At 66.0% G+C, this 16,224-nt stretch carries 15 protein-coding genes; 8 read left to right on the forward strand and 7 right to left on the reverse strand.

Annotated elements, in window-relative coordinates:
* Nucleotides 1-42: 42 nt before the first annotated feature.
* Nucleotides 43-1,392 carry an 8-oxoguanine deaminase gene (locus tag AC3WLX_RS12795; protein ID WP_291626990.1) on the reverse strand — a complete coding sequence of 450 codons (1,350 nt, stop codon included), beginning with the start codon at nucleotides 1,390-1,392 and terminating at the stop codon, nucleotides 43-45.
* A 150-nt stretch (nucleotides 1,393-1,542) separates the two neighbouring features.
* Here AC3WLX_RS12795 and AC3WLX_RS12800 point away from each other — a divergent pair, with 150 nt between their 5' ends.
* Nucleotides 1,543-2,367, forward strand: coding sequence for an FAD binding domain-containing protein (locus tag AC3WLX_RS12800; RefSeq protein WP_492336194.1), 825 nt, complete (start codon nucleotides 1,543-1,545; stop codon nucleotides 2,365-2,367).
* A complete protein-coding gene (locus tag AC3WLX_RS12805; RefSeq protein WP_492336195.1) occupies nucleotides 2,364-5,090 on the forward strand; it encodes a molybdopterin-dependent oxidoreductase in 2,727 nt (908 codons plus the stop codon). The genes AC3WLX_RS12800 and AC3WLX_RS12805 overlap by 4 nt, the downstream gene beginning before the upstream one ends.
* Before the next feature lie 165 nt (nucleotides 5,091-5,255).
* Here AC3WLX_RS12805 and uraD read toward each other — a convergent pair whose 3' ends face one another.
* From uraD to AC3WLX_RS12825, 4 genes are all read right to left on the reverse strand, one after another.
* Complete coding sequence (gene uraD / locus AC3WLX_RS12810; protein ID WP_492337276.1) at nucleotides 5,256-6,143, reverse strand: 2-oxo-4-hydroxy-4-carboxy-5-ureidoimidazoline decarboxylase; 888 nt, start codon at nucleotides 6,141-6,143, stop codon at nucleotides 5,256-5,258.
* 4 nt (nucleotides 6,144-6,147) lie between these two features.
* Nucleotides 6,148-7,083, reverse strand: coding sequence for an allantoinase PuuE (puuE, locus tag AC3WLX_RS12815; RefSeq protein WP_492336196.1), 936 nt, complete (start codon nucleotides 7,081-7,083; stop codon nucleotides 6,148-6,150).
* A complete protein-coding gene (locus AC3WLX_RS12820; RefSeq protein ID WP_014493672.1) occupies nucleotides 7,084-7,497 on the reverse strand; it encodes a DUF3830 family protein in 414 nt (137 codons plus the stop codon).
* 1,150 nt (nucleotides 7,498-8,647) lie between these two features.
* Entirely contained in the window at nucleotides 8,648-9,082 is a 435-nt protein-coding gene (locus AC3WLX_RS12825; protein WP_492336197.1) for a hypothetical protein, read from the reverse strand.
* 293 nt (nucleotides 9,083-9,375) lie between these two features.
* Between AC3WLX_RS12825 and AC3WLX_RS12830 the strand changes: the two genes are divergently transcribed.
* Entirely contained in the window at nucleotides 9,376-9,627 is a 252-nt protein-coding gene (locus AC3WLX_RS12830) for a DUF2798 domain-containing protein (protein ID WP_492336198.1), read from the forward strand.
* A gap of 5 nt (nucleotides 9,628-9,632) precedes the next feature.
* Here AC3WLX_RS12830 and AC3WLX_RS12835 read toward each other — a convergent pair whose 3' ends face one another.
* Together AC3WLX_RS12835 and AC3WLX_RS12840 are read right to left on the reverse strand one after the other, a co-directional pair.
* Nucleotides 9,633-11,420: a chloride channel protein gene (locus AC3WLX_RS12835; RefSeq protein WP_291627032.1), complete on the reverse strand. Its 1,788-nt coding sequence runs from the start codon at nucleotides 11,418-11,420 to the stop codon at nucleotides 9,633-9,635.
* A gap of 12 nt (nucleotides 11,421-11,432) precedes the next feature.
* On the reverse strand, nucleotides 11,433-12,086 hold the full coding sequence (locus AC3WLX_RS12840; protein WP_492336199.1) for an L-fuculose-phosphate aldolase: 654 nt from the start codon (nucleotides 12,084-12,086) through the stop codon (nucleotides 11,433-11,435).
* Between the two features lie 56 nt (nucleotides 12,087-12,142).
* On the opposite strand from AC3WLX_RS12840, the gene AC3WLX_RS12845 reads away from it, so the two are divergent.
* The 5 genes from AC3WLX_RS12845 to lon all read left to right on the forward strand — a co-directional run bounded on the left by AC3WLX_RS12845 (nucleotide 12,143) and on the right by lon (nucleotide 16,219).
* A complete protein-coding gene (locus AC3WLX_RS12845) occupies nucleotides 12,143-12,310 on the forward strand; it encodes a hypothetical protein (protein ID WP_492336200.1) in 168 nt (55 codons plus the stop codon).
* Between the two features lie 87 nt (nucleotides 12,311-12,397).
* Nucleotides 12,398-12,604 (forward strand): hypothetical protein, encoded by a 207-nt coding sequence (locus AC3WLX_RS12850; protein WP_492336201.1) that lies wholly within the window; start codon nucleotides 12,398-12,400, stop codon nucleotides 12,602-12,604.
* Between the two features lie 105 nt (nucleotides 12,605-12,709).
* Nucleotides 12,710-13,291, forward strand: coding sequence for a YciE/YciF ferroxidase family protein (locus AC3WLX_RS12855; protein WP_492336202.1), 582 nt, complete (start codon nucleotides 12,710-12,712; stop codon nucleotides 13,289-13,291).
* 157 nt (nucleotides 13,292-13,448) lie between these two features.
* Nucleotides 13,449-13,832 (forward strand): Hsp20/alpha crystallin family protein, encoded by a 384-nt coding sequence (locus tag AC3WLX_RS12860; protein WP_024342525.1) that lies wholly within the window; start codon nucleotides 13,449-13,451, stop codon nucleotides 13,830-13,832.
* An 8-nt stretch (nucleotides 13,833-13,840) separates the two neighbouring features.
* Nucleotides 13,841-16,219, forward strand: coding sequence for an endopeptidase La (gene lon / locus AC3WLX_RS12865; RefSeq protein WP_492336203.1), 2,379 nt, complete (start codon nucleotides 13,841-13,843; stop codon nucleotides 16,217-16,219).
* The last annotated feature ends 5 nt before the right edge of the window (nucleotides 16,220-16,224 follow it).

Genomic DNA, 16,224 nt, shown 5'->3' on the forward strand with positions numbered 1-16,224 from the left:
CCCGGCACTTGTGGCTGCCCCCTCTTTCAATTCCCGACCCGATTATCCCGCCCGCATGGCGCGCGCCGCGGAACCGTGGCGGCGAATGAGGCCTTTCACATCGAGGCCCGGGATCGCACCATCGATCACCACCCATTTTCCGGCCACCATCACCCGGTCGGCGCGGTGCGCCCCGCACAGCACCAGGGCAGCCAGCGGATCACCGTGACCGGAGAAGCGCAACTCGTCGAGCCTGAACAGCGCAAGGTCGGCCGCCTTGCCAACGGCTATCTCGCCGAGTTCCGGCCGGCCGATACAGGCCGCTGAGCCCATGGTGGCCCAGCGCAACGCATCCTTGTGACTGACCTTCGTCACCCCGTAGCGCGCCCGCTGCAGCAGGAACGCCGCGCGCACCTCCTGCATCAGGTTGGACCCGTCGTTGGAGGCCGAGCCGTCGACACCGATGCCGATCCCGACGCCGGCCTCCTCCATATCGCACACCGGGCAACAGCCGGACGCCAGCAGCTGGTTGCTGCAGGCGCAATGGCTGATGGCCGTCTTCGCCTTGGCGAGGCGCTTGATCTCATCGACGTTGAAAAATATCCCGTGGGCGAGCCAGGTCCGCGCATTGAGCCAGCCGCATTGCTCGAGATAGTCGAGCGGGCGGCAGCCGAACATCTGCTCGCAGAACCTGTTCTCGTCCTCGGTCTCGGCGAGATGGGTGTGCAGGCGCACGTCGAGCTCGTCGGCGAGATCAGCGGTCGCGCGCATCAGCGACGTCGTCACCGAGAACGGCGAGCACGGTGCGAGCGCGATCTGCACCATCGCATCCGCACCGCGCTGGTGATGCTTGGCGACGACGTGCGCGCTGTCGGCGAGAATGGTGTCCTCGTCCTGCACCACGCTGTCAGGCGGCAGTCCGCCGTCGCGCTGCGACAGGTTCATCGAGCCACGCGTGAGCAATACGCGCACGCCCAGGCGCTTCGCCACCGCCACCTCGATATCGACGGCGTCCTCGAGCCCCGCCGGGAAGACGTAATGGTGATCGGTGGTGGTGGTGCAGCCGGAGAGCAGCAGCTCGGACATCGCCACGGTGGCGCCGAGTTCGAGCGCCTCGGGCGTCAGCCTCGCCCACACCGGATAGAGCGCCTGAAGCCAGGGGAATAGCTCCCGGTCCATCGCGGCCGGCAGTGCCCGCGTCAGCGTCTGGTAGAAATGATGATGGGTGTTGATCAGACCCGGCAGCACGACGTGCTCGCTCGCATCGAATATCGCAAGATCCGCGGTTGCGGGCACAGCGCCGGCCGGCACGAGCTCGACGATCCGGCCGTCCCTCACCACGAGGCCGCGCTCGGCACCATCGGCAAGGATGGCCAGCGGATCCCTGATCCAGACGGCCTTGGCATCGCTCATGGTCCTGCTTCTCCACACACCGAATGACGACCAGCCTGCAAGGGGGACGTCAGCCCGGACACGATATTGCTACGACTTGTTTGTTGCGGCTTGGCTCCGGTCTTGCAAGACTCGTCTGCACGATTGACCGGCGGAAGCGTTGGCGCAGCCATGGATTTGAATACCATCACAGCAGTCGCCCATCCGCAAACGCGCGCGCAATTGCCTGCCTGGACGGCAGGTGATGCCTGGCTCGGCGGCGGCACCTGGCTGTTCTCGGAGCCGCAGGCGCATCTGACGCGGCTGATCGATCTCACCGATCTGAGATGGCCGGCGCTGACGATCACCGAGAGCCATCTCTCGATCTCCGCCACCTGCACCGTCGCAGAGCTCGACGGGCTGGTCTGCCCGTCCGACTGGCTCGCGGCGCCGCTGATCAACCAATGCTGCCGCGCCTTCCTTGCCTCGTTCAAGATCTGGAAGACGGCGACCGTCGGCGGCAATCTCTGCATGTCGCTGCCGGCGGGGCCGATGATCTCGCTCGCCTCCGCGCTCGACGGCGTCTGCACCATCTGGAAGGCCGGCGGCGACGAGCAGACGATCCCGGTCGTCGACTTCGTCACGGGCGACCAGCGCAATCGCCTGGAGCCGGGCGACCTGCTTCGCCAGATCGATATTCCCCTGGCCGCGTTGAAACGCCGCGCCGCGTTTCGCCAGATTTCGCTGACACCGGTCGGCCGCTCGGCGGCGCTCCTGATCGGCAGCCTCGATGCCGACGGCGGACTGACGCTGACGGTCACCGCATCGACGGTGCGGCCGATCCAGATGTCCTTTCGCGGTGCGCCCGACGCGATCATGCTGCGCGAGGCGATCGCACGGCAAATCACGGACGACCTGTACCACACCGACATCCACGGCCATCCGCTCTGGCGCAAGCACATGACGCAGCGGCTTGCCGAGGAGATTCGCAGCGAGTTGCTTGGAGCAATGCCGTGAGCTTCGAGATCGACGGCAGGACGTTTGCGCAGGAGCCACGCGCCGGTCAGTGCTTGCGCACGTTCCTGCGCGAGCTCGGCCATTTCGGCGTGAAAAAGGGCTGCGATGCCGGCGACTGCGGGGCCTGCACCGTCTTGCTCGACGGCGAACCCGTGCACAGCTGCCTGATCCCGGCCTTCCGCGCCGAGGGCCGCACGGTGACCACGATCGAAGGACTTGGCGGAGACCACGGCACCCATCCGATGCAGCAGGCCTTCCTCGACGCACAGGGCTTTCAATGCGGCTTCTGCACCGCCGGGATGATCCTGACCTGCTCCGCGCTGAACCAGGCCCAGCGCACCGATCTCGGCGCCGCGCTGAAGGGCAATATCTGCCGCTGCACCGGCTACCGTTCGATCGAGGATGCGATCCTCGGCAAGACCAATGTCGAGGCCAATGTCGAGGCAGGCGCCGCGTTCGGCCGTAGCCTGCCGGCACCCGCGGGTCCCGACATTGTTCGGGGCAACGCGCGCTACACCTTCGACACGGCGATCGACGGCCTGCTGCATATCAAGCTGCTCCGCTCGCCCCACGCCCACGCCAGGATCGTTGCAATCGACAGAGCGGACGCACTTCGCGTTCCCGGCGTGCACGCGGTGCTGACGCATGAGGATGCTCCGTCCGTGCTGATGTCGACCGCGCGGCACGAGAAAGACTGGATGGACCCGGAGGACACCCGAATCCTCGATGACGTCGTCCGCTTCATTGGCCAGAAGGTTGCTGCGGTCGTCGCCGAGACCGAAGCCGCCGCCGAGGAGGCTTGCCGCAGGCTGAAGGTCAGTTACGAGATCCTTCCGGCGCTGATCGATCCCGAGCAGGCGATGGCGCCGGGTGCGCCGATCATTCATCCCGGCCGGACCATCGCCGACCGTGTCGCCAATGCGCAGCGCAATCTCGCCGCGGAGAAGCACGGGGAGTTCGGCGATGTCGCGGCGGCCCTCGCCAACTCTGCCGTCACCTTCGAGGGCACGTTCAACAGTCATCGGGTGCAGCATGCGGCGCTGGAGACCCATGGCGGCCTTGCCTGGCTCGACGACGCGGGCGTGCTCAACGTCCGCTCCTCGACGCAGGTGCCGTTCCTGACCCGGCGCACGCTGTCGGATATCTTTGGGCTTCCCATGGACAAGGTCCGCGTGTTCTGCGAACGCGTCGGCGGTGGCTTCGGCGGCAAGCAGGAGCTGTTCGTCGAGGACGTTCTGGCGCTTGCCGCGCTGAGGACAGGGCGCCCCGTCAAGCTGGAGCTGACCCGCGAGGAGCAATTCATCGCGACCTCGACGCGTCATCCGATGCGGATTCACATCAAGGCCGGCGCCGATAGCGACGGCAAGCTCACCGCGCTCCAGCTCGACGTGCTCTCCAACACCGGCGCCTACGGCAATCATGCCGGCCCCGTGATGTTCCACGCGCTGTCGGAGTCCCTCGGCGTCTACAATTGCCCGAACAAGCGGGTGGACGGCTACGCCGTCTACACCAACACGGTGCCGGCGGGCGCGTTTCGCGGCTATGGCCTGCCGCAGGCCTTGATCGCCGTGGAGGCCGCGATCGATGAGCTGGCCAGGCAACTCGGCATCGGTCCCTACGAGATGCGCCGGCGCAATATCGTCAGGCCCGGCGATCCCATGCTGTCGCCGCCGCCGTCCGACTATCACGACGTGCTCTACGGCTCCTATGGGCTCGACCAATGCCTCGACCTCGTCGAGCGCGCGATGCAGGCGGATGGCCCCCAGCCGCAGCTGTCGCCGGAATGGCTGGTCGGCGAAGGCATCGCGCTGACCATGATCGACACGGTGCCGCCGGCCGGCCACTTCGCCGACGCTGCGATCACGCTCAACGACGATGGTGGCTTCGATCTGACCGTCGGGACGGCGGAGTTCGGCAACGGCACCAGCACCGTGCACCGCCAGATCGCGGCAACGGCGCTTGCGACCACCGTCGAGAGGATTCGCCTGCGCCAGTCCGACACCGCCCATGGCGGCCACGACACCGGCGCCTATGGCAGCGCCGGCACCTTCGTGGCGGGCAAGGCCACGCATGCAGCAGCCATGCAGCTTGCGACCGAGCTGAAGGCGGCGGCCGCCGCCGCGTGGCTGTGCGACGTGGGCAGCTGCGTGCTCGATGATAACGCGATCGTCAGCGGCGTCCGGCGGATGCCCTTCGTGGAGCTGGCGAAGCTCGCGCACGAACGCGGACAGCCGCTCATGGGCACCGGCAATTCGGACGGCACGCCGCGCTCGGTCGCGTTCAACGTGCAGGGTTTTCGCGTCGCGGTGAACAAGGGCACCGGCGAGCTCAGGATCCTCAGGAGCGTGCACGCCGCCGACGCAGGCGTCGTCGCCAATCCCATGCAGTGCCGCGGTCAGGTCGAAGGCGGGGTGGCGCAGGCGCTCGGCGCCGCGCTCTACGAGGAGATGGTGATCGACGCGAATGGCCGCGTCGGCAATCCGAAGTTCCGCGACTACCACCTGCCCTCCTTCGCCGACGTGCCGCGGACCGAAGTGTTCTTCGCCGAGACGTCCGACACGATCGGGCCGCTGGGGGCCAAATCGATGAGCGAGAGCCCGTACAATCCCGTCGCCGCCGCGCTTGGCAACGCGATCGCCGATGCCACCGGCATCCGTTTCACCGCGCCGCCCTTCAAGCCGGACCGGCTGTTTCCCGCGCTGCTCGAGAAGTTCGGTGGCTAGATGGGGTTTCACCTCTCCCGTAGGGAGAGGTCGGAGCGCATCGAAGATGCGATCCGGGTGAGGGGCTCAAGTCTCACTGAGGCCGCGGCCCCTCACCCGGATTGCTGCGCAATCCGACCTCTCCCCGTCGGGGAGAGGTGAACTGACCCGCCCGACCTGCGTGCTTCAGCTGCCGCGGTAGGTCGAGTAGCTCCAGGGCGTGACCAGCAGCGGCACGTGGTAATGGCTTTCCGGCTCGCTGATCGCAAAGCGCAGCGGGATCTCGTCGAGGAACGGCGGATCGGACAGTGGCACATTGCGCTCGGCGTAATATCTGGCGACGCGGAAGCGGAGCTCGTAGCGGCCGATCGGCAGCGGACGACCGCCGATCAACGGCTGGTCGGTGCGGCCGTCGGCATTGGTCACCGCGCGCGCGACGACGCGGCTCTCGCCGAGGCTCGCGAGCTCCACGAGCTCGATCGGGATGCCCGGCGCGGGCTTGCCGATGTGATTGTCCAGCACATGCGTCGAGAGCCGGCCGTGCACCTTCAACCTGTCTTCGGCAATGACGAGCTGATCGAGCCGCAGCGCGGAGATGCGGCCGATTTCCTCGATCGCACGCCGCGTCTCGGTCTTGGGGATGTTGAGCAGCCGCCCCTCGAAGTCGCGCAGGATGGAATCCCTGGTGTGACGGCGCACGCTGACGATATAGGGGAAACCGAACTTGTCGCGGTAGGCGTCGTTGGCCCGCTGGAACGCCGCATATTCGGCCTCGGACAGCCGGTCGAGCCCCGCGCTGGTCTGCTCGTCGGTCGACTCCGCGGTCAGGCCGGCGGCACGCTGCGTCTTGTTGACGAGATCGGGATGCGCCCGGATCAGCGCGAGCTGCACGTCGGGTTCGGCAGCTTGGATCGCGGCCATCAACGCGGCGTGCAGCTCCTTGATGCCGGCGAACGGCCGCCTTGCCGCAAGCTGCTCGGCGATCCACGGCGAGTATTCGACGACGTTGGCGAGCGCTGCAACGAAGTCGTGGCTGCTTACGGCGTTGAGATCGGCGAGCGAAACTTTCGACATCATCTCACCCGATCTCGAATGCGTCGGCGGCAAGATGGGCATGCTTGTCGTGCCAGTGCTGCGCGATCTGCAACCGCGTCGGCACCCAGACGCGCTCGTGCTTGCCGATATAATCCAGGAAGCGGATCAGGCCGGCTGCACGCCCGGGCCGGCCGGCGAGGCGGCAATGCAGGCCGACCGACATCATCTTCGGCGCGGTTTCGCCTTCCGCGTAGAGCACGTCGAAGGCGTCCTTGAGGTAAGTGAAGAACTGCTCGCCGTCGGCAAACCCTTGCGGGTTGATGAAGCGCATGTCGTTGGCATCGAGCGTGTAGGGAATCATGAGCTGCTTGCCGCTTGCTCCCTTCACCCAATAGGGCAAATCGTCGGCATAGGAGTCGCAGAGATAAAGGAAGCCGCCCTCCTCCATCAGCAGCCGGTTGGTGTTGATCGAGGAGCGCCCGGTGTACCAGCCGAGCGGCCGCGAGCCCGTCGCCTCGGTATGCACGCGGATGGACTCGGCGATCTCGGCGCGCTCCTGGGCCTCGGTCATGTCCTTGTGCTCGATCCATTTCAGGCTGTGGCTGGCGATATCCCAGCCCGCCTCCTTCATGGCCGCCACGATCTCGGGATTGCGCTTGAGCGCGGTGGCGACGCCGAACACGGTGGTCGGCCAGTTGCGCGCGGCGAACATTCGCCACAACCGCCAGAAGCCGGCGCGCGAGCCGTATTCGAACATGGATTCGATATTGGCGTGGCGCTGGCCCGGCCAGGGCTGCGCGCCGAGCACGTCGGACAGGAACGCTTCCGAGGCGCGGTCGCCGTGCAGGATGTTGTTCTCGCCGCCTTCCTCAAAATTGATGACGAACTGCACCGCGACCCGTGCATTGCCGGGCCATCGCGGATGCGGCGGGTTGCGGCCGTAACCGCGGAGATCGCGCGGGTAGCGGGGCTCCGTCACTCAGACTTCCTCGAAGCGGATCGGCAGCGCGCCCTTCCACAGCACGCTTTTGCCCAGCGTCGCCAGGTTCTCCAGCCCCGACGTCAGCGTGATGAAATGGTTGCCGGCGAGCTGGCCCATCTTGCTCGCGAAATGCACGCCGCCATAGGCCAGGAGGATCTCGGTCTCGCTGATGCCGCCGGGATAGAGGATGATCTGGCCGGGCGCGGGATAGGAGGTGTGGTTCTCATAGCCGACGCCGAAATCGAGATCGCCCAGCGGCATCCACACGCCCTCGCCGCTCCAGCGCACATGGATGATGTGGCTTTCGAACGGCAGCGCCTTGCGGAAGGCGGCGACGGTTTTGGGCGCCAGTTGCTCCTCGAAGCGGGCATCGAAGGTGAAATCGCCGGCGCGGATAACGAGTTTGCTCATCTCATCTCTCTGGATCGGGGCCAATGGCCCACGGGTAACTTTCAAGCAAAGAGCACCCCCGACCGTTTCGCGCAAGTGGCGCGGCAGGCTCTCGCATGTTCTGGGCAGGCCCGGCATGTTGGACATGCCCGATCGGCTGCTCAGCGGCCCATTGAACCGGATTGCAGAAGGCGAGTCCACCAGCGCCGCTACAGTGCACATTCCAGTGGTGGTGCCTTGGGGTGGCAAAGGCGCGTCGCGCCGTACCCACCACCTGTTCGATACGGGTACAGCAGCGTGGCACGCTGCGCTTTGCCCACCCAACGAGATCGAGATTGGGGCACGCATTCAGCTCGCAGACACGCCTTCGCAGCCTCGCGGCGCAATTCGCCCGAGCTTTGCTTTATCGTCGCCCCTCTGAAAACCAAGAGGGCACAGGGAAGGCCGGGTGCTGACAACGCACCCGCGGTCTGCTGCGCGAAAACTGCGCAAAGGAGACCGCACAGCAGCATACAGGTGGTGCCGATCACTCGGCCTTCCCTGCGCGATGGTCGGACGGCTTATGCCGCGCTCTCCCGGGAGCCGAGTTCCTTCTGGCCTCCCTCCCCCTCACGGAAGTCACCGTCCCTCACGCCGGTTGACGCGAGAGCCGCATCCGCAAGAGCTTGACCGTAGCAACGACGGCCAGGACCACACGGTTTTGCCGTACGCACGGCCCGCCATTTCGCCGCAGTTTTCCCGATGCCGTCGACAGCACCGGAAACTTACAGACGAGACGAAACCTAGCAGCGCCGTTCGTCCGCGCGCGGCCGCGAGCTCACCGGGGACTACCCTCCCTGCCCGCGCCTTTCGCGCCCGACGCTGCCGCGTCCACCGCAAGCCCGGCTCGCGAACATGACGACCTCACGATCGCCCCTCGAGAAAAAGCCGGGATGGGCGACACATACGTCATTTCCGAATTTCGGTAAAGCGGAATCTTTTCGCGCGATAGGATTGACAGAGGGCGACACAGCCCGGTCTCGTAGCCCGGATGAGCGAAGCGACATCCGGGATCCCTCACGACCTAGCCCCGGGTATCGCTGCGCTCACCCGGGCTACAAGGGTACCTACACAAAGAGGGCGGCACCAAGGGCCGCCCTCTTCTGACCGACTAATATGTCAGCTGGCCCGCTCAGTACGGCGCGTAGCCATAGCCGGGACCGTAATAACCGGGACCGCCGCCGTAGTAACCCGAACCGCCATAATAGCCCGGCCCGCCGTAATAGGGGCGCGGGCCATAGCCGTAATAATAGCGGTTCTCATAGTATTCGCGGCGGCGGCTCTCCGCGATCGCGCCTCCGATCAGACCCGCGGCCACGCCCATGAAGGCGAGGCCTGCGGCGTTCGCCCCGCGTCGATGATGATAGCGGCGCCGGGCTGCGCTGAAATCGGTGACGTCGCTCGCGGCCTGGCCGGCAACGGCCGGCTCGGCAGCCGGCTTGACGGCTGGTGCCCCGGCGGAAGCTGCCGCGGACGGGGATGCGGAGGCCGCGATCAGGGCGAGGCTCACGCACGCGGCCAGCACCGTGTTGCGGCGGGCTGCGGAAATCATGGGTCCAGTATTCATTATCGACCTTCCTCTATTCTCGCCCAAAGGGACATAGGCAAACCACCTTCAATGCGCAAATCACTGAAATGGTTTCATGATCGTGGCAATCTGCCGCGCTTTGAACGATTGTAAACCGAACGATCATATCCAGCTTGAACCGTCCAACCTGAGCGGATAATGAACAGCCGCGCCGTTTTTCGGTCGCCGTAAGCGTTTCACGTGAACCAACGCATCAACCGACGCCGTCGGGATCGATGCCATTTTCCGGGTTTCAACGTGATCGACGCGTCATTTTCTTCGAAAGAAATCAGATGATTGCGGTTCGTAAGCTGCCGGCACGCTATGCGCCGGTCGTGATGCCGTTTGTACTGTCCATCCTCATGACGGCGGTGGTGTCGATCATTTCGACGCTGCGGAGCCTCGGCGCAACGCCGGCGTTCCTGGCGACCTGGCCGGGCGCCTGGGCCTTGTCCTGGCTCGTCGCCTTTCCGACGCTGCTCGTGGTCCTGCCACTGGTCCGCAGGATCGTAGCCTGCGTCGTCGCGGCCCCGCCCGGCCGATAGTGGGCCTAAGACAGCGCCCCCAAGACGCCCCTCGTCGCCTTGTCGATCTCCTCGACATAGCGGCGGCGGGCGAAGGTCTCGGTGAGGAAGCCAACCACCTTGCGGCTGTCGGTGGAATCGACCACCGCCAGCATCTCGGCCTCCGCCTCGTCGAACACGGCCATCGCCGACTTCACGTTCATTTCCGGGATCAGCACGATGTCGATCAGCCGGGCGAGCTCGATCACCTGAATATCGTCGGCGATGCTGTCGAGGTCGCTGGAGAACAGATCGGGCAGCAGGACGAGGCCGATATATTCGTCCGCATTGTTGACGATGACGATGCCCGGCCGCGAGCCGAGCGCGAACTCGCGGCGCGCGGCGGCGATCGTCGTGGTCGAGGGCACCTTGCCGACGTCGGAGCGCATCAGGCGCTCGACGGTGAGGTTGCGCAGCCAGCCGACGTCGTTGGCACTGCGGATGGTCTCGCCGCGCAGATGCAGCCGCCAGGTCGAGAAGGAATGGCCGAACATGAAGCGTACGCAGATCGAGGTGACGATGCAGCCGGCCAGCACCACGGCGGTGACGTCGACATTGCGGGTCATCTCCAGCACCAGGAACGCCATGGTCAGGGGGCCGCCGACGATGGCGACGCCGAGCGTCGCCATGCCGGTCAGCATCGCGACCAGCGGATCAATCGCGAAGTTCGGGCTGATCAGGAGCAGAACCGCAGCAAAGAACTTGCCGATCAGGCTGCCGACGAACAGCGAGGCGAAGAACAGGCCGCCGCGGAAGCCCGAGGCGAGCGAGATCAGGCAGGCCGTCACCTTCAAGGCGATGATCAGCGCGATCAGTCCGATCGTCATATCGTGAAACAGATCGAGCACCATGGCGCCGTGGCCGGCCGCCAGCACCTGCGGCGTGATGATGGCAAACCCACCGACGATGAGGCCGCCGAACACAGGCCGGATCCAGACCGGCAGCCAGACGAACAGACGCTCGAACATCGGCGAGGAGCGCATCACAGCGATGCCGACGCCGCTGGTGATGAGCGCGAGCCCGATCAATGCCAGATATTGCTCGACGCCGACGGCGCTGACCTTCGGTATCTCCAGCGAGTAAGGCGCGCCGCCCAGCCATTGCGCGGTCAAGGCGCCCGCGAGCGAGGCGGCGAGGATCGGCGCGGCGCTGCCGACGGCATAGACGCCGACGATCAGCTCGCAGGCGTAGAAGGCGCCGGTGATCGGCGCTCCGAACGCGGCCGCGATCGCGGCGGCGGCGCCGCAGCCGACCATCAGGCGCAGATCGTTGCGGCGGAGATTGAAGAACTTGCCGATCAGCGAGGCCATGCCCGAACCGATCTGGGTGTAGCCCGCCTCGAGGCCGACGGAGGCGCCGCAGCCGTTCGAGATCAGGGTCTGGCCGGCGACCACCACGCTGTCGCGCATCGACAGATTGCCCCCGCGCAACGCGTTCGCCTCGATCGGATCGACCGCGTTCGATATCTTCATACGCCGCCGCGACCATTCCATGATGCCGAGCGAAAGCCCACCGAGCGCGGGGGCGATCAATGCCGCCCACGGACTGACGCGTGCGTGGGCCGACAGGTGGACATCAACGGGAATGCCGTAGATCACGACATGCGCGATCTGGGCGATGTGGGCCATCAGCGTCACGACGGCACCCGCGAGCGTGCCGATCACGAGCGCCAGCGGGATCAGGTACAACTCGTTGCTGCGCAACAGGGCGCGCAGCCGAACCATGGTGCGGTTCGTCTTCCTGCGATCGAGAAGATGCCTGAGCCGCACGAACACCTTTGGCTCGCCCTACCCTTCCGACAGGCCGTAGCCCGCCATGCGTTGACGGACCCGCTCGATCTCCTCGCTCGCGAGCAGCGGCGGACGTCCGATCTGGAGGCAGCCGTGATATTGCCGCGCCAGCGTCTCGACCTCGACCGCCAGCCACATCGCCTTGTCCAGCGTCTTGCCGATCGCGATCATGCCGTGATGATCGAGCAGGCACGCAAGCCGGCCCTCCAGCGCCCGCACCGCATGTTCGGACAGCTCCGCCGTCCCGAACGTCGCGTAGGGCGCGCAGCGGATGCTGTCGCCGCCCGCCGCGGCGATCATGTAGTGTACCGGCGGGATCTCCATGCCCATGATCGCCAGGATGGTGCAATAGGTCGGGTGGGCATGCACGACAGCGTGGACGTCTGGCCGCGACTTCAGGATGTCGCGATGGAAGCGCCATTCGCTCGACGGCTTCTGGCCGGGCGCATGGGAGCCGTCCATGGCCATGAAGACGATCTGGTCCGGCGTCATGTTTTCATAGGGCACGCTGGTCGGCGTGACCAACAGGCCGTCCGCATAGCGGACACTGATGTTGCCCGAGGTGCCCTGGTTGATACCGAGCGCGTTCATGCGGCGGCAGGCGTCGATGATGGCTTGTCTTTTGGCGAGCTCGTCCGCTGTCATCGACATGTCGCTTTCCTGTCGAAGGGTCTGCTGGACCGGAAGTACGTCAAAGCAATATCGCAGTGCAAGCGAAAGCGTCCCATTTCCGCGGCCAGAGGAAGTTCGGCCGGTCGCTGCAGGATGCCAGCGGCGAGGTGACGATATGGCTGCGGGCCTCCAGCAAAGCCGGCGACTTCACCGCCCCGGGCGGCGAGCCGAAGGCGGCGCCGGCACGCCGACCGCTGGCGTAGCGCATCACGAACCGGCCCGCATGGAACGAGGTTTCGGCGGCCGACTTAGCTCAGCATGACCGCAATGACCATCGGTGGAGACCAATCATGAGCGACAGCGGAGTGAGCATGCTCTTGGGCCACGCCTCGGCCCAGATGCTTTGGCTCTGGTTCATCGGCGCCTTCGTGCTCGGCGGGGCTCTTGTTTACGGAGTGATGAAGGCCGGCCATCTGCGCGGCAGCGAACGGGCACGCCTGGATCGGGCGACGGAAGAGCGCCAGCGCCAGGAAGATCCCCACAAGCGCCCGACCTGAGCGAGCACGGGTTGCAGTTTGGAACTTTTCGTTCTCCGGAGGTTTTGATCGCCCGAGGATTGAAGGAAGGCGAGGCCTTCCCGTGTCGCCTCATGAGGAGGACGTATGGCTAAACGAGCGAACAAACGCACCACCAAGAAGTCCGCGCCCAAGAAGACCGCGGCGCGCCGCCCGCGTCAGGCGCCGAAGATGCTCAGCGACCTGTTCCTGGAGACGCTGAAGGACATCTACTTCGCCGAGAACAAGATCATCAAGACCTTGCCGAAGATGGCGAAGGCGGCCCAGTCGAAAGAGCTGGCAGCCGCTTTCAACAAGCATCTCCGCGAGACCCAGGGTCAGGTCAAGCGGCTGGACCAGATCTTCAAGATGCTGGGCAAGCCGGCACGCGGCAAGCCGTGCGAGGCCATCAACGGCATCACCGACGAAGGTGCCGAGATCATGAAGGACTTCAAGGGTGCGCCGGCACTCGATGCGGGCCTGCTCGCGGCCGCGCAGGCGGTCGAGCATTACGAGATCTCGCGCTACGGCACGCTGCGCACCTGGGCCGAGGAGCTCGGCATGCAGGACGCGGCAAGGCTGCTGCAGGAGACGCTGGACGAGGAAGAGGCGACCGACCACACGCTGACCGAGCTCGCGACCTCCGTGATCAACCTCGAGGCCGAAGAAGAGTACCGTGCGGCGGCCTGACCCCCGCCCAATCGACATATGACGCAACGCCGCGGCCCAGGCCGCGGCGTTTGCTTTTTTGGATCGCACGACGGTGCATGGCCCATCGGCGCCCCCGCACTGGATTTCCTCGGAACCGGCCCCATATGCAGGCTTTCCCACCCCCTGAGCCTACATCATGCAACCCAAGAATCCCCTCGACTGGATGCTGTCCGAAGCCCTAGACTCGCTGACCCGCGCCGACCGGCTACGCCAGCAGTTCGGCCGTCAGGAAGCCTGCTGGGAGCCGCCGATCGACGTGCTCGAGACGGAGCGTGAGCTCCTGATCCTGGTGGCACTTCCCGGGGTCAACCCGGACAATGTCGAGACGGTCATCCATGACGGCGTTCTCGTCATCTCCGGCCAGCGCACCCTCCCGCCGGAGCTACGTAACGCCCGCATCCACCGGCTCGAGCTGCCGCAGGGGCGTTTTGAGCGCCGCATTGCACTGCCCCTCGGCCGCTACGCCATCAGCCGCTTCGTGATGGACGGCTGCGTCGCGCTGCGCCTCGCCAAATCCTGAGGTCGATCATGGCCACCGAACAGATGAACAACGAACAAAGCAATAACGACGTGAAGATCCCCGACGACGCACTGATCATCATCCCCGTGCGCGAGATGGTGCTGTTTCCCGGCGCCATTGCACCGATCACGATCGGCCGGCCCAAGTCCATTGCCGCCGCGCAGCAGGCGCTGCGCGAGCAGCGGCCGGTCGGCATCGTGCTGCAACGCAGCCCAGAGACGAACGACCCCGGACCGGACGACCTCTATCGGGTTGCGACCATCGCCAACATCGTGCGCTATATCACCGCGCCCGACGGCACCCATCACATCGTCTGCCAGGGCGTGCAGCGCGCGCGCATCCTCGACTTCCTGCCGGGGACGCCGTTCCCGGTCGCGCGCTTCCAGCAGATTCCCGAGCCGACCACGACCTCGCCGGAGATCGAGGCGCGAGCTTTGAACCTGCAGCGTCTGGCGATCGAGGCGATCGAGCTGCTGCCGCAGGCGCCGCCCGAGCTCTCCGCGATGTTCCAGGGCACCAGCGCCCCCGGCGCGCTGGCGGATCTGGCCACGTCGTTCATGGACATCAAGCCTCAGGACAAGCAGGAGGTGCTGGAGACCATCGACCTCGCCCTGCGCGTGGAGAAGGTGTCGAAGCATCTGGCCGAGCGGCTCGAGGTGCTCCGCATCAGCAATGAAATCGGCCAGAAGACCAAGGCCTCTTTCGACGAGCGGCAGCGCGAGGCGATCCTGCGCGAGCAGATGGCGACCATTCAGCGCCAGCTCGGCGAAGGCGACGGCAAGGCGGCCGAGGTCGCCGAGCTGACTTCCGCCATCGCCAAGGCCAACATGCCGCCCGAGGCGGAGGCGCACGCCAAGAAGGAGCTGCGCCGCTACGAGCGCATGCCCGAGGCGGCCGGCGAGGCCGGCATGGTCCGCACCTATCTGGACTGGCTGATCGAGCTGCCCTGGGCGCTGCCCGAGGAGAAGCCGATCGACATCAAGCAGGCGCGCGCCGTCCTGGATGCCGACCATTTCGGCCTGGAAAAGATCAAGACCCGGATCATCGAATATCTGGCGGTCCGCAAGCTGGCCCCGCAGGGCAAGGCGCCGATCCTGTGCTTCGTCGGCCCGCCCGGCGTCGGCAAGACCTCGCTCGGCCAGTCCATCGCACGCGCGATGAACCGTCCCTTCGTGCGCGTCAGCTTAGGGGGCGTGCATGACGAGGCGGAGATCCGCGGCCACCGGCGTACCTATATCGGCGCGCTGCCCGGCAACATCATCCAGGGCATAAAGAAGGCGGGCGCGCGCAATTGCGTCATGATGCTGGACGAGATCGACAAGATGGGCCGTGGCGTGCAGGGCGATCCTTCTGCCGCCATGCTGGAGGTGCTCGACCCCGAGCAGAACGGGACGTTCCGGGACAATTACCTGGGCGTGCCCTTCGACCTCTCGCGCGTCGTGTTCATCGCGACCGCCAACATGCTGGACCAGATCCCGGGTCCGCTGCTGGACCGCATGGAGCTGATCAGCCTCGCCGGCTATACCGAGGACGAGAAGCTGGAGATCGCGCGGCGCTATCTGGTGCGGCGGCAGCTGGAGGCCAACGGCCTGACCGCCGCCCAGGCCGAGATCGAGCCGGAGGCCTTGAAGCTGATCGTCAAGGGCTACACCCGCGAGGCCGGTGTGCGTAACCTCGAGCGCGAGATCGGCAAGGTGTTTCGTCATGCCGCTGTGCAGATTGCCGAAGGCACGGCCGAAAAGGTCGTGGTGACGGCGAAGGACATCGCCACGGTGCTCGGCCAGCCGCGCTTCGAAGGCGAGATCGCATTGCGCACCAGCATTCCGGGCGTCGCCACCGGCCTCGCCTGGACGCCTGTCGGCGGCGACATCCTGTTCATCGAGGCATCGAAGGTACCCGGCAAGGGCGGCATGATCCTGACCGGCCAGCTCGGCGACGTCATGCGCGAGAGCGTGCAGGCCGCGATGACGCTGGTGAAGGGCCGGGCCCCGCAGCTCGGCATCGATCCGCAGGCGTTCGAGAAGAGCGACATCCACGTTCACGTCCCCGCGGGCGCGACCCCGAAGGACGGACCGAGCGCAGGCGTTGCGATGTTCACGGCGCTGACGTCCCTGCTCACCAACCGCACGGTGCGCAGCGACACCGCGATGACCGGCGAGATCTCGCTGCGCGGCCTGGTGCTGCCGGTCGGCGGCATCAAGGAAAAGGTGGTGGCCGCGGCGGCTGCCGGCTTGAAGCGGGTGATGCTGCCGGCGCGCAACAAGCGGGATTACGACGACATCCCGAAGAGCGCGCGGGACAACCTCGAATTCATCTGGCTGGAGCGCGTCGACGAAGCCATCGCCGCGGCGCTCGAGCCGGCTGAAGCCAAAGAAGCGGCGGAGTGAAGGCG

It is taken from the genome of Bradyrhizobium sp. FW305-F6 (assembly GCF_058782905.1).